The sequence below is a fragment of the Paraburkholderia sp. BR10937 genome (assembly GCF_040965695.1).
In the GTDB taxonomy this organism is placed as follows: Bacteria; Pseudomonadota; Gammaproteobacteria; order Burkholderiales; family Burkholderiaceae; genus Paraburkholderia.
On the sequence record NZ_JBFRCL010000018.1, the window covers coordinates 126,842 to 146,691 of the forward strand.

Sequence of the window (19,850 nt, forward strand, 5' to 3'; positions counted from 1 at the left end):
TCTGTAACACGGCTGAGACGTTTGTTTCTTCAGGGAAATTCCTGCGGCGCGGCACAAGCATCAAGATCAGCGCGCGGTGCGCTCCGATCGTTTGGTACCCCGTCAGGCTTGCGGGCATAATAACTGCTGCGGCGCCGCGGCATGGAGCGGGTCCCTGTGGCAGCAATGGCCAAGTTTAGGTGCGTGGTATGGAGATTTGCCTCCCGGGAGTTCCTCATCGATCTTCATAGGGCAGGCTCCCCAGAATCCGACGCGAAATAATTTCGAGGTTTGCCGCCAATGTTGCGATCCAAGGCATCTTGGTTGTCGTTCGGTGTTTTCTTCTTCGACATGCTGGCCGCAGTGGCGGCATGGCTCGTCGCGTACGTCGTCCGCTTCAACGGTGAAATTCCGGCTCCCTTTTTTAAGGGCGCATGTGTTGCGCTCTTCTGGGTGCTTCCCGTCTACGGCGCGATGTTTCGCACCTTCGGCTTGTACCGTGGCTTGTGGGTATTCGCGAGCCTGCCCGATCTGATGCGCATCGCGAAGGCGATCGTGGTCGGTGCGCTCGTCGTGATGATCGGCGCGGTCATGTTTCAGCCGAAACCGATCATTCCACGCTCGGTCCTCCTGCTTACGCCGATGCTACTGTTCCTCGCGATGGGCGGCGCGCGAGCGATCTACCGGGCCAGTAAAGAGTTCTATCTGTACGGCGGTCTTGTCGGTCGCGGCAAGCCCGTACTGATTCTCGGTGCGGGTGGCGCGGGCGCGAGTCTCGCGCGTGAACTGTCGCGTTCGGGTGAATGGCGCCTGGTCGGTCTGCTCGATGACGACGTCGCGAAGCGGGGCCGCGAGATCTATGGCTATAAGGTCCTCGGCACGATCGATGAGATCGCGCGCTGGACGGAGACGCTCAAGGTCGAGCATGTGATCATCGCGATCCCGTCCGCGCCCATGGAGACGCAGCGACGCCTCGCTACGCTCTGTGTGCGCCTTGGCGTCAAGGCGATGGTCTTGCCTTCGCTCACGGCCCTGATGCCTAGCCAGGGTTTTCTTTCCCAGATTCGCCAGATCGACCTGGAAGACCTTCTTGGCCGTGAAGCGGTCAACATCGACACCGCCCACGTCGAGGCGCTGCTGCGAGACCGCGTGGTGATGGTCACGGGCGCGGGTGGCTCGATTGGCTCCGAACTCTGCCGCCAGATCCTGAAGTTCCAGCCCGCGCAGCTCATTGCATTCGACTTGTCCGAGTACGCGATCTACCGCCTCACCGAAGAGATCCGCGAGCGCTTTCCCGACCAGGCGATGATCTCGTTCATCGGCGATGCGAAGGACTCGCTGCTGCTCGACCACGTCATGTCGCGTTACGCCCCGCATATCGTCTTCCATGCGGCGGCATACAAGCACGTGCCGTTGATGGAGGAGCTCAATGCATGGCAGGCTCTGCGCAACAATGTGCTTGGCACGTACCGGGTCGCGACCGCAGCGATCCGCAACAACGTGCGCCATTTCGTGCTGATCTCGACTGACAAGGCCGTGAATCCGACCAACGTCATGGGCGCGAGCAAGCGCCTCGCCGAGATGGCGTGCCAGGCGCTGCAGCAGACGAGCGAACGCACACAGTTCGAGACCGTGCGTTTCGGAAACGTACTGGGTAGCGCGGGAAGTGTCATCCCGAAGTTTCAGCAGCAGATTGCGAGGGGCGGTCCCGTGACCGTCACGCATCCGGAGATAACCCGCTTTTTCATGACGATTCCCGAGGCGGCGCAGCTCGTGCTTCAGGCATCGAGCATGGGGCAGGGCGGCGAGATTTTCATTCTCGATATGGGCAAGCCAGTCAAGATCGTCGATCTGGCGCGTGACCTGATCCGTCTTTATGGCTTTGCCGAAGATCAGATCCGTATCGAGTTTAGTGGCTTGCGTCCCGGCGAGAAACTCTATGAGGAGTTGCTGGCCGATGACGAGATGACCGCGCGTACGGCGCACCCGAAGCTGCGCATCGCGCGGGCGCGCGAGGTGCCCGTCAATCTGCTGGACGAATTGTTGCCGTGGTTGATGCAGCACCGCGTTCCGGGCGACGACGAAGTGCGCCGCGATCTTCGCCGCTGGGTGCCGGAGTACCAACCGTCGAGCGTGTCGAAGCTCCAAAGTGTGGGTGGAACGTCGGTCAGAGCCACTGGCTGATTCCGGGGGCGAAGAGGCGAGTGCGATTCGCCGGCCCTTGATTATTTCCCGCTAACGACAGCACGAAGATTCGTCATCTTGAGCGATCGCTCTCCCGCACTGCCAATGGCGAAACGGCGGTTACGCACCAGATAATCGACAATACGGTCGACACAACTTTCGACCGTATTGTCTTGCGTATGCAGTGTGAGATCTGGATGAGCCGGCGGGTGATAGGGTGAGGCGATGCCAGTGAATTGTGCGATCTCCCCGCGGCGGGCGCGTTGATATAACCCTTTGGGGTCGCGCTTTTCGCAAACTTCGAGCGGCGTGTCGACAAACACTTCGACAAACGCGGATTCGCCGACGATGCGCCGTGCATTTTCGCGGTGCTCGGGCTCGGGTGAAATGGTCGCCGTGACGGCTACAAACCCCTCATTGCAAAACAGCGCCGCCACATGGGCGACGCGCCTGAGATTTTCCGTACGCTCGGCGTCACTAAAACCAAGATCTGAATTGAGGCCCGTGCGCAGAACGTCGCCATCGAGCATCGTTGCTCGAAGGGCAAACGTTTGCAGTCGATTGACCAACGCGCGCGCGACTGTCGACTTGCCCGCTCCGGACATGCCGGTGAGCCAGATGACAACTCCAGCCGACGTTGCTGTATTCACTTCTTACCGCCTCGATCAACGTAAACCTGATTCGCATTCTAACGTTTCGAAGCAGTTCGTGTAACGCGGATGTAATAAACCGCAACAAATCTGCAGGCTTGTAATTCTGTGTAATGATTCACGTACCGAGAACCCCGCTAGTACTGTAGTGACAAAAATCGTTTACCTTCAGCAGGTACGATTTGCACGATCGGTTGGATTTTGGATTTCAGGGGCCGGTGATGCTGCACCCGGACCTTCATAAGAGGAGACTGCATGACCATCATGACAAGCCTCGGCCGCACGATCGGCCCCTTGCGTCGGCTGCACGACAACCGCAACGATCTAGCGGTGGCGTTGCTCTCCGCCGAAGAGCGTGTACGGAATCTGGAAGCCCTTGTCGAGGCGGCTCGCGGCACTCCCTTCTTTGCCTACTTCGCCAGTTTCGATGCGCTGGCGTGCATGCGACGACACGAAGTACAAGATCGCAAACCTACGCCGGGATTCCAGACAAACTGGCTCGGGGTGTTAGTGGACCCCAAGATCTTTAGCTTTCTGGCCGACCAAGGTGGAAAGCTGGAGCAGTTTCCATTGCCGGCTAATTGGCATGCCGACATCGCGGAATGGGCGTCGGCACTGCATGCGGTGGAACTGTCCCGGCCCGACAGCTTCACAATGATCGAGTTGGGTTGCGGCTGGGGGTGCTGGATGAACAACATGGGCGTGGCTGCGAAGCGCACCGGCCGGAAGGTCCATGTCATCGGCATCGAGGGCGACGAAGGTCACGTCGAATTCGCTCGTGAGGCATTAGCCCGCAATGGATTCTCCAGCGACGAGTACACCCTCCATCGCGGTATTGCAGCCGCCAGTGACGGAACCGCTTTATTTCCGCGCCAGGAGCACCCCGGACACAGTTGGGGATCGGCGCCGGTATTTAACGCCACGCAAGCTCAACAGGATCAAGCCGTGGCGAGCGGCAGTCACGACCTGCTGCCCATGATCTCGCTCGAAGCGGCCATTGCAGGGCGCGACCGCATTGACCTGCTGCACATCGACATTCAGGGTGGAGAAGCTGACTTGATCGAAGCGTGCCTGCCGATTCTCAATGAGAAGCTGGCCTATTTGCTAATCGGCACTCACTCGAAACACATCGAGGGCAGGCTGTACGACATTCTCTCGCCCACCGACTGGGTCATCGAGATGGAGCGGCCCGCCTTCTATCAGGTCAACAACCGAAAGCCAGAGTTGGCCGTGGACGGCGTGCAGGCATGGCGCAATCCTCGTTTTATCCCGATGTAGCTTTTTTGCCGCAATCGCTGGCCCCTAGTTCTGGGGGCTAGCCGCCTTCCCTTTTCTACCTGGTTACCGGTCTCCACAGCGTAGCTCAGCCCCGAAATTGCGCGGTTTGTCCACGATGCGCGACGCCGGCTCGTGCGCCGAACATTCATGTGTAGACTGCTGCTACGATACCGGACTGAAACGACTGAACCGAATCCCGCTACTCTGAATGAGCACTCTAGCCACCATAAAACGCGCGGCCTTGATGGTCATGTCCGGTCAGCAATTCCTGATGACGGAAACGGCACCCCGAAACACCAGAAAGGTATTGTGGTATTACGATTGGGGCACGATCGGTGATTCGATCATGGATTTGTCGCAACGTTTCCTGATTCATGCGGACATCGAGATTGACCTGTGCATGCCCTACGGGCCGATAGAGTTGTTCACCGGCGATAGTCGGTTCAGGCGTGTATTTAAGGCGTTGTCGGACGCCGACGACCGATACGACCTTGCTATCGTCCAAAACATTACGACCAAAACACTAGGGCAAAAAGTCCGCTTTTTCCCGCGGACAAGATTCTGCTCGATTATGGGCCATAGGCGGAACGAAGATTTTTCGCGCATGCAGTTGAGCTACGAACGACTCGCTCAGATTTTCGACGTAACAAACGGCACGGGACCGATCGAGCCGTCCCTTGAGGTCGTGCACGACGAGACGGCCGACGCTGATGGTTTCCAGATCCTAGTTGCGGTAGGCGGGAACGACAGACGGCGCCGGATCGACGACTGGTCAAAACTATTGCGGGCAGTCGATGCGTTCTGGCCGAAATCGTACGTCAAACCTCGCTACGTGCTGCTAGGAAATGGCGAACCTGCTCGCGAGGCGGTAAGGCAGATTGAAGCGCATCTGCCCGCACAACGCCTCGTTACTGTCACGGACATGCCCGATCTTCGGGCTGCTGCCGAGGTCATTGACCGCTGTTCGTTCTTTCTCGGCGCTGATGGTGGGCTGATGCATATCGCGGCAGCGCTCGGGAAGCCCGGTGTCGCCATTTTTAGTGAGATTCGCCCCGAATGGCGCTTGCATACCCGCTCTAAGATGAGACCGATTTTCACCGACGGCAGTATCAATGAAATCCCGGACGCAAAAATCGCAGGCGAAGTCGTGCGATATTGCGAAGAGCAGATTACCCAAAATCAAATGGAGGCGCAGACCTGAGCTTTTGCCCTAGATAAGGTTCGCATGAACCTCCGAGCGTTCCGCAATCGCCGCGAGGACGGCCAGCATGGTCGCGTAGAAAGACACGGTGCTCTTCAGGTCGAACGTCTCGACGGTCAGCCCAAAAACGAAGAACATCAGAACGAAGGACAGCCCCATGAGCGCGGTGCGCCGCGTCGTCCTCGATTCGGACTTGAGTTTTGCCGCGAAAAATATCGCGGGCACGATGTAGATCGCCAGCAGCGCGAGGCCGCCCACAATGCCGTAGTTGGCCATGTAGGCGAGCAGTTGGTTATGCACTTCGCCTTCGCCGAATGCTGCCGCCTTCGGGGTGAGCGCGCCTTGCTTGGCCATCGAGGTCATCTTGTCGCGGAACCCATCGCCACCCAGGCCCAGCACTGGATGTTCGGCGATCAGTGTCGAGGCTGCCTCATAGAGCTGCAGGCGGATGCCGACCGAAGTGTCGCGGTGGCCCTGCGTGTACTGCGCGAGGTCGGATGACACGTCGCCGACGCGCTGGCGTACCGTCCCCGACATCCCGTACACCATCCCGAGCAGCAGCGCGACAGTCACCGGCATCAGCACCTTCCAGTGAAGCGGCTTGCCGCGGCCGAGTTCCCACACGATCAGTACGGCAACGAGAGGGATCGCAGCCCAGCCACCACGCGAGCCCGACAGCAGCGAAGCGGCAAGGCCGGCAAACAGGCCCGCAAACTTGAGCGCACGCATGAACGTCGAGTCCTTGCGCCACCAGTTCAGTGCAATCGCCGACAGCACGCCGAGTGCGACGGCGAGATCGCCGAAATGGATCGGATTCAGGAACGCGCTGCCGATGCGTCCGTCGCCCCAATCGCGCGGCAGGATGACGGCAATCACGAGCGAGGAGAGCGCCCCCAGCGTAAAAGAGAGATCCGCCCAGGCGAAGGTCCGCAGCGGCGCGCGCCGCAGGACGAGAAAGATCGGGACTGCAAGCAGGAACCGCGAGGGCGAATCCCAGGTGCGGAGCAATGGATGGTCGTGCGAGAGCGTGCTGAGCGCCACGGCGGCAACAGGGGCGCACAGTGCAATGCACAACGCCAGCCCGAGACGGTCGGGACGCGCAAAGCCATACGGCCCGCCAGCCGGCCGCCAGCACAGCGCCGCCAGCGCAATGACACCCGCGCCGATCGATACGGCGCTCGAGGCGCCCTGCACGAGCATTGCAATAGAGGGAAAGCCGAGCAGGAAAGCCGCGGTCAGCCAGTCGCCGGGCTCGGTGCGTCGGGAGTCAATCGTCACTGCTGTCTGCATCGCTACACTGCTCTTGTCGGTAAGGGCGGGACTGACTACGTCTCCCGCATTACGTCCCCAAATCGTACCCTCTCGGTTACGAAGTATGACGGGAAACCTGCCATTGTACGCACACATTCCACCCACTCGCGTTTTACCCAAAAAATGCCCACATCAGGACCGTCAACGCGCTCAAAATAAGGGCGCGAATAGCCGTTGAGCTTGACATAAGCCTGTCTGCGCTCCAGGATCGCACCGCCGGGCACCAAGCTGCACAAGAATAAATATTATGCGGATGCAGGCAGACTTAAGCGCTCCAAATGCGATTGCCCGTCGCGGGCACGGTGAACAATCAGATTTTTGCAAGGCACTTCGATTCGCCGATCGGGCAAAGGGCGCCGATGAGGAACCTGCGCGCCGCAATTTGAATCTCGGATTAATCGATGTTTCAAAACCGCTCGCGAAGAACCCGCGCATGGCATCATTCGCATACTTGAGGGAAAGAACATCGTGAAATCAGCAATCATTACTGGCATTACCGGCCAAGACGGCGCCTATCTGGCGGAACAGCTTCTCGAGAAGGGTTATATCGTCTACGGCACTTACCGCCGGACGAGTTCCGTCAACTTTTGGCGTCTCGAAGAGCTTGGCGTCGCGCATCATCAAAATCTGCGCCTCGTCGAGCACGATCTGCTCGATGCGGGCAGCTGTATTCGCCTGATGGAGCGCGCCCAACCGGATGAGGTCTACAACCTCGCTGCGCAAAGCTTCGTTGGCGTGTCGTTCGAGCAGCCGGCGCTCACCGCGCAGGTGACCGGGGTCGGCGCCCTGAATCTGCTCGAGGCGCTGCGCATCATCAATCCGAAGGCGCGTTTCTATCAAGCCAGCACGTCGGAGATGTTCGGCAAAGTCCAGACTATTCCTCAGACGGAATCGACGCCGTTCTACCCGCGTAGCCCGTACGGCGTTGCCAAGCTCTACGCGCACTGGATCACGGTGAACTACCGTGAAAGCTACGACATGTTTGCGTCGAGCGGCATTCTTTTCAATCACGAATCGCCGCTGCGCGGGCGCGAGTTTGTGACGCGCAAGATCACCGATTCGCTCGCGAAAATCAGCCTCGGCCAGCTCGACGTGCTTGAGCTAGGCAACCTCGACGCACAGCGCGACTGGGGCTACGCGAAGGAATACGTGGAAGGGATGTGGCGCATGTTGCAGGCCGATCAGCCCGATACTTATGTGCTCGCAACCAACCGCACGGTGAGCGTGCGCGATTTCGTCAACGCGGCGGGGAAGTGCCTTGGCATCGAGATCGAATGGCAAGGCACCGCGGAAAACGAAATCGGACGCGATAGCAAGAGCGGCAAGACGATCGTGCGCGTGAACCCCGCGTTCTACCGTCCGGCTGAAGTCGATCTGCTCATTGGCGATGCACAAAAGGCGCACGACGAGCTTGGCTGGGCGCCGAAAACGTCACTTGAAACGCTGTGCCAGATGATGGTCGAAGCGGATGTCGCGCGCAACAAGAAGGGGACGTCGTTCTAATGGCTTCAGTGCTGATTACGGGAGCCGAGGGCTTTACGGGGCGTTATGTTGCTCAGGCATTGCGCGCGCGCGGCCATCAGATTTCGAGTCTCGTGCGACGCTGTGATGAGCCCAAACCTGACGTGTACGCGTGCGATCTTCAGGATCGCGCGGGGCTTGCAGAGGTGGTGGCACGTGTGCGACCCGACTGGGTCGTGCATCTGGCCGCCATCTCGTTCGTCGGGCACGGCAATCCGGGGGAAATTTATGCGACCAACGTCGTGGGTTCGCGCAATCTGCTCGAGGCGCTCGCCGCGTGTGAAAAGAAACCTTCGGCGGTGCTGCTTGCAAGCAGCGCGAACATTTATGGCGCGGGCCCGCTAGGCCTGCCGATCCCGGAGACGGCGCCGTATCACCCCGCGAACGACTACGCGGTGAGCAAGGTCGCGCTCGAATACATGGCGCAACTCTGGACGGACCGGTTGCCGATCATCACGGTGCGCCCGTTCAATTGCATCGGCGTTGGCCAATCGCTGAGCTTTCTCGTTGCGAAGATGGCGGATCACTTCCGTCGCCGTGCGCCGGTCATCGAGCTGGGCAATCGCGATGTGGCTCGCGACTTCTCCGATGTGCGCTGGGTGGCCGATGTGTATTGCAGGCTGCTCGAAAAGGCGCCGGTCGGCCAGGTGTTCAACGTATGTTCGGGCCATGCGGTCACGCTCACGCACGTGCTGCAGACAATGTCCACGATCACCGGTCACGACATCGAAGCGCGGACCAATCCCGCCTTTGTACGTGAGCACGAGGTGAAATCGCAGTGTGGCGATAACCACAAGCTGTTGAGCGCGATCGGCCAGCTCGATGCGCCAACACTCTACGACACCTTGCAATGGATGTTGTCCGATAGCAGCGCCGCCTGATGGTGGCGGGCAGGGTGCATTCTGCCCGCTACCGATGCGTCGCGCTGAGGTTACTGCTCTCGTGTCATTCGTTGCAGCTGCGCCTACTCGAAGAGCAGTGCGGCTGCACTCAGCCTCACTTAAACCCCAGCGGATTTTTCTCCTGCCAGCGCCAGTGATCCACACACATGCGCTCGATTCCGAACTCTGCCTTCCAGCCGATGACGTTTTCCGCCGCGACCGGATTCGCATAGCATTCGGCGATATCGCCGGGCCGGCGCGCGACGATCTCATAGGGCACGGGGCGTCCTGAGGCTTGTTCGAACGCCTTCACGACTTCCAGCACGCTGTAGCCGCGCCCGGTACCGAGATTCACGACCAGGCCTTCGCCACGCGAGGCAAGCGCGTCGAGCGCCTTAAGGTGGCCCTTGGCGAGATCGACCACGTGAATGTAGTCGCGCACGCCCGTGCCGTCCGGGGTCGGGTAGTCGCCGCCGAACACGCGCAGTTTTTCGAGCTTGCCCACGGCCACTTGCGCGACATAAGGCATGAGGTTGTTCGGAATCCCCGCCGGGTCTTCGCCGATCAGCCCGCTTTCATGCGCGCCCACCGGGTTGAAATAGCGCAGCACGGCAATGCGCCACTCCGGGTCAGAGATCTCGACGTCGCGCAGGATCTGCTCGGCGATGAGCTTTGACTGGCCGTAGGGATTCGTTGCCGAGAGCGGAAACGTTTCGTCAATCGGCGAGCGTTCGGGCATGCCGTACACCGTGGCCGAAGAGCTGAACACGAACTGCTTCACGCCGTGCTGGCGCATCACGTCGAGCACCACGAGCAGGCCATCGACATTGTTGCGGTAGTACTCGATGGGCTTCGCCACCGATTCGCCCACGGCCTTGAGCGCCGCGAAATGGATCACGCCGGTGATGCGATGCGCTTTGAATACGCGCGTGACGGCGGCGTCGTCGCGTACGTCGGCTTCGTAGAACGCCACGGGCTTGCCGGTGATCTGCTCGACGCGCTTGAGCGACTCGCTCCTGCTGTTCACGAGATTGTCGATGGCGACCACCTCATAGCCGCCATTGAGCAGCTCGACGCAGGTATGCGAGCCGATATAGCCCGCGCCGCCGGTGACGAGGATGGTGCCCTTTGAGTTCGTCGCAGTCATGCCGTGTTCGTTCCCGTGAAATCCAGACTCGATCAAAAAGTCGACCCGGTGATTTCCCGGATCAGTTCCCGGTAGCGTTGTACCACAACGCGCTCATCGAATTCTTTCTCGATTTTTTTTCGGCCGCGCCCGGCCATGGCGGCGCGCGCCGGCCCGTCGAGGTCCAGCATCTGCGCGAGGCTGGCGGATAGCGACGCGGCATCGCGCGCTTCGCACAGCAGGCCGTTCACGCCGTCGGCAACCACTTCGCGGCAGCCGGGCACGTTGGTGGCCACGACCGGGCGGCCCATCGCGCTCGCTTCCATCAGCGTGCGCGGCACGCCCTCGCGGTACGAGGGCAGCACAACGCAGTCCGCGTTGGCAATAAAAGGGCGCACATCGGTTGTTTCGCCCAGATATTCGATCACACCCTCGCGTTCCCAGGACGCGACTTCTTCGCGCGAGATCGCGCTCGGATTGTCTACGCCCACCGGGCCGAGCAGCTGGAAGCGTGCGTGCGGATAGCGCACGCGCACCGTGCGCGCGGCCTCGACGTACTCGCCCACGCCCTTGTCCCAGAGCAGCCGGCCAATCAGAACGAAGACAAACTCCGTGCGCTCGGGCAGCGGCGTAAAGGGGAAATCGTCGAGATCGACGCCTTCGCCGTGCAGCAGCCTCGCGCGCTCGGGATGCGCGAGGAGATTGCCGTCCTTGAAAGCGGTTTCGTCGTCGCGATTGAGGAACCACACTTCGCGAGGAAAGCGGAACGCGAAGCGATATAAGCGCTTGGCGACCTGGGCGGCGCGGCTCTTCTGGATGAACACGTAACCGAGGCCCGTCGTGACCGCCACTGAAGGCGTGCGCGCGAGCCAGGCAGCAATCGACCCGTAGATATTCGGCTTGATCGTGTAGTGGAACACGACGTCCGGCTTGAGCGAGCGATACTGGCGGTAGAGCGCGAGCATGGTGCGCAGGTCGTCGAGCGGATTCGTGCCCTTCGAGGCGACCGGCAGTTCGACACAGCGGCAGCCCATGGCGGCGAGCGGCTCGAAGGTGCGGTCGCGCGGCGCGATCACGGTGACTTGCGCGCCCGCCTGCGTGAGTGCACGCAACAGGCCGCGCCGATAGGTATAGATCGCCCAGGCCGTGTTGCAGACCAGGGCGACGTGCAGCGGACGCCGTTGCGCGGCGGACTGGGGCGCGCTGGCCGCGGCGGTTCGGGTGGGTGACGAGTTCACGAAAGGGGGCGTTGTTGGCAGGCGATGGCGGCAGCGGCCGGGGCGCACATTTTAGCCGACGGGCACCGGGACCCGCCCGACCGAAGCAGCGCGCGCAGGTCGCGCGCTGCAAGCTAGCATGAAGATTCACTGCGCCTCGTGCCCCATTGGGCTACACTGCGCGCGCCACGCATGTTTCCAGCCCCGCCTTGCCTTTAGCCATGCTTCGTTCCCTTGCTGCCCTCCTGATCTTCCAGTGTCTCGGCGAGAGCGTGTCCTACGTGTTCTCGCTGCCCGTGCCCGGTCCCGTGATCGGCATGCTGCTCCTGTTCGCCTTCGCGTTGATGCGGCCCGCCGCCGCCGAGGCCATCGAGCCGACTGCGCTCGAATTGCTGCGACATCTCTCGCTGCTCTTCATTCCGGCGGGCGTGGGCATCATGGTGTCCGCGCAGGCCGTGCGCGGCGAGGCGCTCGCCGTGATCGCGAGCCTCGTCGTGAGCACGACGCTCGGCATTGCAGTGACGGCGCTCGTCACGCGCGCACTGTTGCGTCGCCAGCGTCGCAACCCAACGGCCGGGGAGGGCACAGCGTGAACAGCCATCTGCCCATCACGAAGCTCGACGCGATCTGGGTCTATCTCGCCGCCACGCCGCTGCTCGGCTTGACGGTGACGCTCGTCGCCTATCTCATCGCCATCAATATCTACGCGCGCGCAAAGCACAATCCGCTCGCGAACCCGGTATTGATTGCCGTGGCGCTCGTCGTCGCGGCGCTCAAGATTACCGACACGCCGTATCGCACGTATTTCGAGGGCGCCCAGTTCGTGCACTTCCTGCTTGGGCCCGCGACTGTCGCGCTCGCGCTGCCGCTCTATCGTCAGTGGGACAAGCTCAGGCGCGGCGCGCTGCCCTTGCTCGGCGGGCTCGTTGCAGGCTCGATCACGGCGATTGTGTCTGCAGTCGGTGTGGCGAAGCTCTTCGGTGCCTCCCACCAGACTATTGCCTCGCTCGCGCCGAAGTCGGTCACCACGCCGATCGCGATGGCCGTGGCCGAGAAGATCGGCGGTATTCCGTCGCTCACTGCCGTGCTGGTGATCTCGACGGGCGTGTTCGGCGCGGTGAGCGCGCGCTGGATTCTCAACGTGATTCGCGTGCGAGAGATCGAGGTGCGCGGCTTTGCGATTGGCGTGGCTTCGCATGGCATCGGCACCGCGCGTGCGTTTCAAGTGAGCGAGGAGATGGGCGCGTTTTCGGGGCTCGGCATGGGCCTGAACGGAGTGTTTACCGCGTTCGTCGTGCCTGTCTTGTTGCCGTGGCTTCTGCAGTGGTTGTAAAGGGCCTCGCGTACTGGCGGAATGCTCCGCAGGAAACTTCTGTAGGTCGTCAGTTTGGCAAGTAATTGGCTAAAGCTGACTGGTGCTGCTTTTTTTCGAAGCTTGCAACTTTATTTCGGCCCGCAGACACGTGACACCGTGTCCCAAATGTCCCACACCTTGCTTTTCAAGTAAGCTCCTGTTTTTAAAAGGATGAGCCTACGCAGGAGCGCGTTTTCGTTTAGGCGCCTAAACGGCTAAAGCCGGAATGACGCTGTTTTTGTGCAGCTTTTGACGGAATTCCGGCTGGTAGATGCCGCCGCCGTCGGTTCAAATGGTTCACACCTCGCGTTTTTGGTAAGTTGATGTTTTTAAAATAAAAAAACGGCCGGAAGGCGTGTTTCCGTTTAGGCGCCTAAATGCAATCGTTACAAAATTTAATCTAATTGTTTAGGAGTGGAGAGGTGTTGTCATCATTACCTCATTTCGGATGGGTAATCTGCCCCGAAAAACTGACTTTCGAGGTGCTACGCTCGACGTGGTACGAAGCAATTAAATCTATGCCGGCTGCGGAGCCACAATTCGGCGACGAAAACGGCGATTTGCCTGCAGGTGATCTACGAATTCTCGTACCGTGTGGGTGTCGGTCGATCACCGCGTCTACAGCGCGTGCCCTGTATACCTAAAGCGCAAATAGACCATCGCCGAGTAGGCGGTTAACATTTCCTCGCTCACCGCCGCGACGGTTATCTCGACGAGCACATTCGGCGCCGTGAGCGCACGCATCGCACTTCGTCACAGGGTGCACGCTCATGTGTAGCCCTTTTCGGGGAGGTCAATTGTACGGCCCTGGTCGAAGTAGCCCGCTAGTTGGTCGCCCAGATCGGCGCTGAGACCCGATGCAATGTCCGCTTCGTTGCCTACACACAGTCTCTCAGGAGACGTGCGCACGATCACTTCGTTCGTTGGCAAGCTCGACGTCGTCGCGCTCGCCAGTAAGGGCGAGACAAGCGCAGGATCCGGAATAGATCGTTGCCGTGGCAACTCGCGACGAAGCATCGCTTCGGCCAGCGATTTCAACACCATTGTGCGCTCGTGCGCCGATGCGCAACGGCTCAATCGCTCGTACAGCAGCGGTGAGATGAGAGGGTTGATCGTCACCTGCATCACGATTTTGTCACTCATGCCGCGCGGCCTTCACGCGCGAGTCCAGCTTCGCCGATGATCAGAAATCCGCGCGCATTTGCGAGGCACGGTGAGTCAATTTGTTCAATGACGACGCGAGCGAACCTGCGCCGGATTGCTGGGGCGAAAAGGTTCGCGCCGCCTCCTGAAAGAATGATTGAGCGCACGTCGGGAAGGGGGCCGACACGGTTCTGCACCGCCATCACAAATTCGGCAATGATCGGCGCCGCCCGCGCGACATACGGCGCGAGGTCAATATCCTTGCCATAAAAGAAGAAAGGTGTCCTCTGTCGCAGTGCCCTGTCGATGCGCTCGATTTCGTCGACCTGTTCGCCTTCATCGCGTGAAATGAGGTTCGCGATATATCGGGAGATCTGCGATGCACCGCAAGGAATACCGTCACCGCGCTTGTAATCCATCGTGAAGCCGTTCGTGTAGATCCAATCCGTCGTGAAGTAGCCCACATCGATAACGAGGTGCGAATCGTGACATCCGAAACTGCCTCCGCGAGAATCGGCCGCGTGCACGAGCGAGCCGAGGGGCTGAGGGATGACAACTACCTTCTCAACTACGACTCGACCGTGTCCAAAGTCATGTTCCCCGATGAATCGCTCCTTTAGCGCTGCTGAGTACTTTTCGGTATTGTGAACGGGTAAGCCGAGAACGAGATACTTGATGCGCGTGACGCCGGAGAAATGAATCGCGCCGAAAAGTAGTGCCGCGTAGTCACGGCTCAGCACGTAGTCGTCGCCGAGCGCACGCCCTGTCCTGCCATAAGCCGCAGTGATCGGCACGTCGGGGCCGACCTCATAATCAATGCGGTCGATAGTAATCGTTGTGACTTTACGCGCGCCAAAAATGCTCTCGCTATCGCCCGAATGCGTGCGGAGCGGGGCCAGCGGCGTGAGCGACGGAAATATGCCGGTTACGACCGCGTGACTCGCGGCGCGGTATGCGTACTTTGTATTTCCGTAGCCGACGTCGACGGCGAAGACGGGCGTTTTCATAAAGAATCCTTTAGAGGGGCGTGGCAGGGTTGAGCAAATATCGACTGCACGTCGGGAGACTCGCTTTGCTTTTCTAAGGGCCTCCAATTCCTTCCGCGGATTGCTTCGCATGCAATGCAATCTGCGGACATGCTTCGACTTTGCAGGGACCAGTCTATCGAGTTCGACGACACTCTAGTTCGGCGAAATCTCACATAAACAGGGGCTCTTTTGCCCGCTTTCGTTTGCCTCTTCCGCGCCGATCGACCGCTTCGAAGCGGGGGGGGAGCGCGGGAACACTGCAAACGGTCCGCGCATCCTGAGCGTGCTGAAATGCTTGCAAAACTAGGTCAGCTTTCGGCGCGTTGGACTTTGCAGGCGCCTGCGTGCTAAAACCCAGAAAGCTCAACAAAAACGTATAGCTTTCCAAATTAAATTGCGTAGGCGCCTTGTCAACGCAGGTGCGCTAACTTGCCATCGAGGATGCCGTGCGGGGCTGGAACGCTAGCGCGGTTCATCGGGAGTGAACGTGCCCGATCTGTTTGTGCTTCTCATGATCGGCTGTCTTGACTACTGGTCCAGCACACGCTCGCGCAACGCCCGCCGCGACGACAGGCCCAATCCGTGGCACGCAGCCCAAGAGGAGCCTAGATGGCTACGTGCCTATAGCTGCACGGCGAGACGAGCGGAGCCGACTTGTCTATCGTGCTCAACGCCTCAATTCTCGAAAGTGAAATGGTCTCTCGCCGAGATTAGCAGCGAGATAATTCTAAAGGCGTCGCAATTATTGCCGTTTAAATGATCGGTTAGCCGCGCTCTGTGATGCGTGGTGAATTGATCAACTTTCTTGGCGCTGGCGACAGCGTGCGCGTATGCCCTTGACGAGTAAGTGCCAGAAGGGCCACCCGTCGCATTGCGGCAAGAGGCTACCGTGAGCTGCACCGTCTGACATGGAGAACCAGTATGACAAACAAAAAGAAGCCGCCTTTAGGCCTGAATCCCGAGCCGACCGTGCGCGAGGCAGCGATCGACCTTCGTTCGCAGTCGCACACGCAGTCGCTTCTCGCCAAAGACCTTGGCGACGACACTGGGAATGCTGTCACTGAGAAGCGCAAGGCGCCCCCGGAAATGTCCGCACGCGAGGTGACATTGCTGGTTGCTTCGCACCGGCAGATAAAGGATGAGCTAACGGCAACACGAGAGCAGGTGGAGTCAGTCAGCAACGAGATGGCTAGGCTGCATGCGCTGTACGACGCAAGCCAGGCAGAAGAGCTTCGCCTGCGGCGCGAAATGGAACAGATGCAGCTCGAACGGCGGAAGACCCAGGAAGCGAACGATTACCTGCGCAACGAACTCTTCCTCGTCTCAGGCAGCAGGAGCGCACTTCACCAGCAGATCAGCGAAACTGAGCGCGAGCGCGACGCTGCCCACCGAGAGGCCTCGGAGATGCGGAAGCAGCTGCAGAAGTGGGACCCTACCGAGGCACGGGGGCATCTGCGCCACATTCATGAGCAGTGCAGCAGGCGGCTCACCGAGTGGCGGCAACTTGACGAGAAGATCGACGCGCTGAAGGCCGAAGAAGCCGTGATCGGCGCGAAGCTGCAGGAGCGCAAAGCGGCGCTCGAAGCTTTTACCCGTGTCGACGAGCAAATGAACGCGCTTTGGATCGACTTCGGTGAATTTGCGCAGCGGTACCATAGTGCCCTGCGACTGAGCGCCGGCGAAGGCAATCCCGAGCGATACGAGGCGATCTTCGGCGCGCTTGCAGATGTCGTCGGCAAGCTCCACATGGAGATCGTGGCCGCGAGCCAAGGCCGCCGCTCCAACATGCGGGTGCGGAGAATGCGGCGCCGTGGGGGGATAGGGCGTTCCACATGAAGCGGGAAGACAAAAGAAAAGCGGTTGCGTAGCCAACCTGAAGAGGCGGTCATAAACCCAAAGACGATTGGTGTGAATGCAACTGGAGCCCTGAAACCGAGCGGTCAGTCGCGCGCGTAAAGATGGCCTGAGAACCGCAGTACGAGTCAGACAGTGCGGGAGCCAATCCGCGCTCTCAACTGGGGGCTGCTCGCGACTGGTTGTGCGCCATTACATGCACCGAAAATTTTCGCCTCATTGCAGCAAGTCCAATGCGACGCAAGCGGTTCAACCACGGTTCGACCCCGCTGGCCATGCAGCCTGCCGAACACCAGCCCAACGATCGCCTTGCGTTGGCTGAGCATGTGGTGGACAACCGACGTCCCCGCTTTCACGACTATGGAGCAGTGGCGTAGCGACGCGAACTTGACATTCCCCACAGCGTGCAACGATGGATTCAGGCTCCGGTGACGCAGCGCGTCGTGCTGTGCATCAGGGCTTAACGTCAAGGGAAAATCGACATGGAATATGAACGCCTCTATGCCATCCTCCACGGCCAACGTCTGGATGAGCCACTCTCCTGGATCTATCTTGCGGCGCTGGTCGCAGTGGCAATCGCGGGTTGGAAATTCGGCGGAGTTCTTTTCGACGCACGTCAGCGCCCGGAGGACGAGCAATGAAAGGCCTCCAGGCAGCAGTGAGAATATTTCTAGGCTGGCACTGGCTTGCGCGCCGTGCTTCGATTGCGATCTTCTGCTATCTGCTCGCGCTTGTCGGTCTGTTGTTTTACGCAGGGGGTATGCCGGAGGGCGGCAAGTTTCTTTTTACTGTTGGCAGCTTGGGCTTTAGCTGGGCGATCGGATTCCTCTATCTGATACGAATGATTTTTTCCCTGCTTCTGCGGTGCCGTCGCCTGTTTGTGTAGATCTGGACGCTTCGGACGGGCCACGAAGCAGTGGCTCGCAACAGAGGGGAAACACCGTCGGCCCGTCTTTTGCTCTACCGACCTTTGTCCATCGGATCGGATCAACGGAAGCGGCGGTTCCTCACCAAGCGCTGCTCGAATCGAAGGCGCGCGTGTCCAACGATGCGAGCGGATCGGCGATACAGCTCGACAAATCGCCTTGTCAGCGGCGGGCCTTTAAGTTTACAGGGGGGAAAGGGCCGGAGACGAGTTCCGTGCTACTGGCCGAACGTCTGACTCCTTCCACGGAAAGACGACTGGGCCCGCTTTTTACACCTGTGAATTGCACTCGTGATAATCGGACCAGCACGCTCAACGCCCGTGCTGCATGAAGAAGCGCGGCGGAGTTCTGCACCGGCTGCGGGACGTACGGCGAGAAAGCCGAGTGATTTTGCGCTTGTATCGCCAGACCAAGCGCCGAAAGCTCGACAGAAATTGCATCATTCCGGGTTTAGCCTTTTAGGCGCCTAAACGGGAAATTGGCGAAACGGCGTGCGCTGCTTGGGGACACCGAGTTTGCCTATGCACGGGGACAGTGTTTTGCGGCGACATGAGGGGCGGTTCCCAGCATCAAGCGACTTGGAGCCAGCGCGCGCCTTGCCTGGACCCACTCGCGGGCGCCTACGCGACCGGGTTTCAGCAGAAATTGACAGACTGGCTGGGGCAGCCCTTCGTAGCGAAGAGGGGCTGCCGCAGCCGTGATACTCTCAATACCGCTGTCATCTACGGACGGGGAATGACGATGGGTTGGAGTTTCTTCGCACTGGCTGTCGCCCTCGTGCTCGGTGCTTTGGGCCTGGTCATGGACCACAACGGTCGCAAGGCGGACCGCGAACGCGCAACCGGTGGGCGGCGATACAACGGAGATTGAATACAGGTTTCCAAGCTCGTAGCTAAAGGTAGCGTTCGCGGACCTCCTTATGCATAGCATGTGCGGCACGCTTGTCGGCAACAGGCGACCCGGGAAGAGCAGGGGCATGTCGGATAGTGAAAGGAGCGGTTTATTCCCGCGTCCCTGTCAATGGACGATTAAAACGAGGCGATATACGCGTCTTTCTGAAGCAATTGTGGGGATTTCCGCCAGAAGGCAGTGAAATCGTTGCAAATCCTGCATTAAAGGTTGCCGGCAGTCGGTGTCGGATTGTTGCGGCGCACACTAGTGGCTCCTCGGCGACGAACGGCGGATCAAAAGATGCGTGAAAAGCATCATCATTTCGCTAAAAGCGTTGCAGGCGCCTGCAACACTTGGCCGCCCTTCACGTCGCACGATGGTTCCAAAATAGCTCGGCTTGGTATTGTCGCGCTGTTCGTCGCATTTGGGCTGTGCGGCCTTGCCATCATCCCGGATCGAAGCCGCCAGCAAAGCTGGGAGCGCCGTGCAAACAAAGGATGTACTCTCCGCGGAGGAAATAACAATGAGCTTCGCCGTTTTTACTTTGATTGTCGGGTTGGCCATCTGCTGGTATGGCGGCTATATGACCAGGAAGGGCCGGGAGGCGGATCGTGAACGCCGTTCGCGATCGGACTGAGCGGACAACAGCAGCGTGAGTCTCAGCTGTCCCGTCGTTGTCGCGCATTCGAGTGCGGTTATTTACATTGCTGGGAGCTCTTCCGAGCGTTTGATGCCCGGCGCCTAGGCGTGCACGGGACGCTAGAGTGGCTATCCAGGTTGAAGGCTGGCGGGCGCTCGACATTGGACGCATCGCAGTGGTTGGAACAGGATGCGCACTTTTCGACGAACAGGCGAGGGCGGCTGCTGATGGTTAAGCACGTACACCGGCGCGGTGTTACCCTATAACTGGAACGCATCCACGGTCGGAGAAGCATGATGGGCTGGAGTTTTGGTGCACTGGGAATCGCTATGTTACTTGCCGCGATGTGCCTGATCATGGATCGCAACGGTCGCAAGGCCGACCGCGAACGTGCAACTCGCGGACGTTGATAACGAGGGAGGCTGAATATGGGTTTCGGTATTGTCGCGATGATCGTTGCGTTGGGCCTGTGCGGGGTCGGCATGCTCGTGGAGCGCAACGGTCGCAAGGCTGACAGCAAACGTGCCAAAAGAAGACATCTAGGCAGTATGACTTCACGCGAGGTAGACGGCTGGCCTGCCATGAGGAATCAAACGCGGGTTAGCATTACTGCCAGAGCCGCACGGTGTGGACGGTGCCACACCCGGCGATTTCCCGCACGGAGGC

Annotated in this window: 17 protein-coding genes; 10 read left to right on the forward strand and 7 right to left on the reverse strand. The window is 59.9% G+C overall.

What is annotated here, in order from left to right; genetic code table 11:
- Positions 1-279 precede the first annotated feature (279 nt).
- The gene (locus tag AB4Y44_RS17120) at positions 280-2,163 is read left to right on the forward strand and encodes a polysaccharide biosynthesis protein (protein ID WP_368700307.1); all 1,884 of its coding nucleotides are present in this window, start codon (positions 280-282) and stop codon (positions 2,161-2,163) included.
- Positions 2,164-2,204: 41 nt separating this feature from the next.
- Here AB4Y44_RS17120 and cysC read toward each other — a convergent pair whose 3' ends face one another.
- Positions 2,205-2,813: an adenylyl-sulfate kinase gene (gene cysC, locus AB4Y44_RS17125; protein ID WP_368616890.1), complete on the reverse strand. Its 609-nt coding sequence runs from the start codon at positions 2,811-2,813 to the stop codon at positions 2,205-2,207.
- Positions 2,814-3,068: 255 nt separating this feature from the next.
- Between cysC and AB4Y44_RS17130 the strand changes: the two genes are divergently transcribed.
- Together AB4Y44_RS17130 and AB4Y44_RS17135 are read left to right on the forward strand one after the other, a co-directional pair.
- Entirely contained in the window at positions 3,069-4,091 is a 1,023-nt protein-coding gene (locus AB4Y44_RS17130; protein ID WP_368700308.1) for a class I SAM-dependent methyltransferase, read from the forward strand.
- A gap of 208 nt (positions 4,092-4,299) precedes the next feature.
- Positions 4,300-5,292 carry a glycosyltransferase family 9 protein gene (locus AB4Y44_RS17135; protein WP_368700309.1) on the forward strand — a complete coding sequence of 331 codons (993 nt, stop codon included), beginning with the start codon at positions 4,300-4,302 and terminating at the stop codon, positions 5,290-5,292.
- A gap of 9 nt (positions 5,293-5,301) precedes the next feature.
- Here the strand turns inward: AB4Y44_RS17135 and AB4Y44_RS17140 are convergent, their stop codons facing one another.
- Positions 5,302-6,570, reverse strand: a complete 1,269-nt coding sequence (locus tag AB4Y44_RS17140; protein WP_368700310.1) for an O-antigen ligase family protein — start codon at positions 6,568-6,570, stop codon at positions 5,302-5,304.
- A 498-nt stretch (positions 6,571-7,068) separates the two neighbouring features.
- On the opposite strand from AB4Y44_RS17140, the gene gmd reads away from it, so the two are divergent.
- Together gmd and AB4Y44_RS17150 are read left to right on the forward strand one after the other, a co-directional pair.
- Positions 7,069-8,106 carry a GDP-mannose 4,6-dehydratase gene (gene gmd / locus AB4Y44_RS17145; protein ID WP_368700323.1) on the forward strand — a complete coding sequence of 346 codons (1,038 nt, stop codon included), beginning with the start codon at positions 7,069-7,071 and terminating at the stop codon, positions 8,104-8,106.
- Positions 8,106-9,005, forward strand: coding sequence for an NAD-dependent epimerase/dehydratase family protein (locus AB4Y44_RS17150; protein ID WP_368700311.1), 900 nt, complete (start codon positions 8,106-8,108; stop codon positions 9,003-9,005). Before gmd ends, AB4Y44_RS17150 begins: the two co-directional genes overlap by 1 nt.
- Before the next feature lie 115 nt (positions 9,006-9,120).
- On the opposite strand, the gene galE is transcribed toward AB4Y44_RS17150, so the two are convergent.
- Both galE and AB4Y44_RS17160 read right to left on the reverse strand, forming a co-directional pair.
- Positions 9,121-10,152, reverse strand: a complete 1,032-nt coding sequence (gene galE / locus AB4Y44_RS17155) for a UDP-glucose 4-epimerase GalE (RefSeq protein WP_368700312.1) — start codon at positions 10,150-10,152, stop codon at positions 9,121-9,123.
- Between the two features lie 32 nt (positions 10,153-10,184).
- Entirely contained in the window at positions 10,185-11,303 is a 1,119-nt protein-coding gene (locus AB4Y44_RS17160) for a glycosyltransferase family 4 protein (protein ID WP_368700324.1), read from the reverse strand.
- Positions 11,304-11,569: 266 nt separating this feature from the next.
- On the opposite strand from AB4Y44_RS17160, the gene AB4Y44_RS17165 reads away from it, so the two are divergent.
- Both AB4Y44_RS17165 and AB4Y44_RS17170 read left to right on the forward strand, forming a co-directional pair.
- Positions 11,570-11,941, forward strand: a complete 372-nt coding sequence (locus tag AB4Y44_RS17165) for a CidA/LrgA family protein (protein WP_368700313.1) — start codon at positions 11,570-11,572, stop codon at positions 11,939-11,941.
- Positions 11,938-12,681, forward strand: a complete 744-nt coding sequence (locus AB4Y44_RS17170) for an LrgB family protein (RefSeq protein WP_368700314.1) — start codon at positions 11,938-11,940, stop codon at positions 12,679-12,681. Before AB4Y44_RS17165 ends, AB4Y44_RS17170 begins: the two co-directional genes overlap by 4 nt.
- A 789-nt stretch (positions 12,682-13,470) precedes the next feature.
- On the opposite strand, the gene AB4Y44_RS17175 is transcribed toward AB4Y44_RS17170, so the two are convergent.
- The gene (locus tag AB4Y44_RS17175) at positions 13,471-13,845 is read right to left on the reverse strand and encodes a hypothetical protein (RefSeq protein ID WP_368700315.1); all 375 of its coding nucleotides are present in this window, start codon (positions 13,843-13,845) and stop codon (positions 13,471-13,473) included.
- A complete protein-coding gene (locus AB4Y44_RS17180) occupies positions 13,842-14,852 on the reverse strand; it encodes a PRTRC system protein D (protein WP_368700316.1) in 1,011 nt (336 codons plus the stop codon). Before AB4Y44_RS17180 ends, AB4Y44_RS17175 begins: the two co-directional genes overlap by 4 nt.
- Before the next feature lie 942 nt (positions 14,853-15,794).
- On the opposite strand from AB4Y44_RS17180, the gene AB4Y44_RS17185 reads away from it, so the two are divergent.
- From AB4Y44_RS17185 to AB4Y44_RS17195, 3 genes are all read left to right on the forward strand, one after another.
- Positions 15,795-16,709 carry a hypothetical protein gene (locus AB4Y44_RS17185; protein ID WP_368700317.1) on the forward strand — a complete coding sequence of 305 codons (915 nt, stop codon included), beginning with the start codon at positions 15,795-15,797 and terminating at the stop codon, positions 16,707-16,709.
- 500 nt (positions 16,710-17,209) lie between these two features.
- Entirely contained in the window at positions 17,210-17,368 is a 159-nt protein-coding gene (locus AB4Y44_RS17190) for a hypothetical protein (protein WP_368700318.1), read from the forward strand.
- Positions 17,365-17,613, forward strand: a complete 249-nt coding sequence (locus tag AB4Y44_RS17195) for a hypothetical protein (protein ID WP_368700319.1) — start codon at positions 17,365-17,367, stop codon at positions 17,611-17,613. Before AB4Y44_RS17190 ends, AB4Y44_RS17195 begins: the two co-directional genes overlap by 4 nt.
- A 1,195-nt stretch (positions 17,614-18,808) precedes the next feature.
- Here the strand turns inward: AB4Y44_RS17195 and AB4Y44_RS17200 are convergent.
- Positions 18,809-19,108 (reverse strand): hypothetical protein, encoded by a 300-nt coding sequence (locus tag AB4Y44_RS17200; RefSeq protein WP_368700320.1) that lies wholly within the window; start codon positions 19,106-19,108, stop codon positions 18,809-18,811.
- Positions 19,109-19,850 lie beyond the last annotated feature (742 nt).

Coding starts and splice junctions, on each gene's coding strand:
- AB4Y44_RS17120 (WP_368700307.1), top strand. CDS start 280: ATGTTGCGATCCAAGGCATCTTGGTTGTCGTTCGGTGTTTTCTTCTTC.
- AB4Y44_RS17130 (WP_368700308.1), top strand. CDS start 3,069: ATGACCATCATGACAAGCCTCGGCCGCACGATCGGCCCCTTGCGTCGG.
- AB4Y44_RS17135 (WP_368700309.1), top strand. CDS start 4,300: ATGAGCACTCTAGCCACCATAAAACGCGCGGCCTTGATGGTCATGTCC.
- AB4Y44_RS17150 (WP_368700311.1), top strand. CDS start 8,106: ATGGCTTCAGTGCTGATTACGGGAGCCGAGGGCTTTACGGGGCGTTAT.
- galE (WP_368700312.1), bottom strand. CDS start 10,152: ATGACTGCGACGAACTCAAAGGGCACCATCCTCGTCACCGGCGGCGCG.
- AB4Y44_RS17165 (WP_368700313.1), top strand. CDS start 11,570: ATGCTTCGTTCCCTTGCTGCCCTCCTGATCTTCCAGTGTCTCGGCGAG.
- AB4Y44_RS17175 (WP_368700315.1), bottom strand. CDS start 13,845: ATGAGTGACAAAATCGTGATGCAGGTGACGATCAACCCTCTCATCTCA.
- AB4Y44_RS17180 (WP_368700316.1), bottom strand. CDS start 14,852: ATGAAAACGCCCGTCTTCGCCGTCGACGTCGGCTACGGAAATACAAAG.
- AB4Y44_RS17185 (WP_368700317.1), top strand. CDS start 15,795: ATGACAAACAAAAAGAAGCCGCCTTTAGGCCTGAATCCCGAGCCGACC.
- AB4Y44_RS17190 (WP_368700318.1), top strand. CDS start 17,210: ATGGAATATGAACGCCTCTATGCCATCCTCCACGGCCAACGTCTGGAT.
- AB4Y44_RS17195 (WP_368700319.1), top strand. CDS start 17,365: ATGAAAGGCCTCCAGGCAGCAGTGAGAATATTTCTAGGCTGGCACTGG.
- AB4Y44_RS17200 (WP_368700320.1), bottom strand. CDS start 19,108: ATGGCCAACCCGACAATCAAAGTAAAAACGGCGAAGCTCATTGTTATT.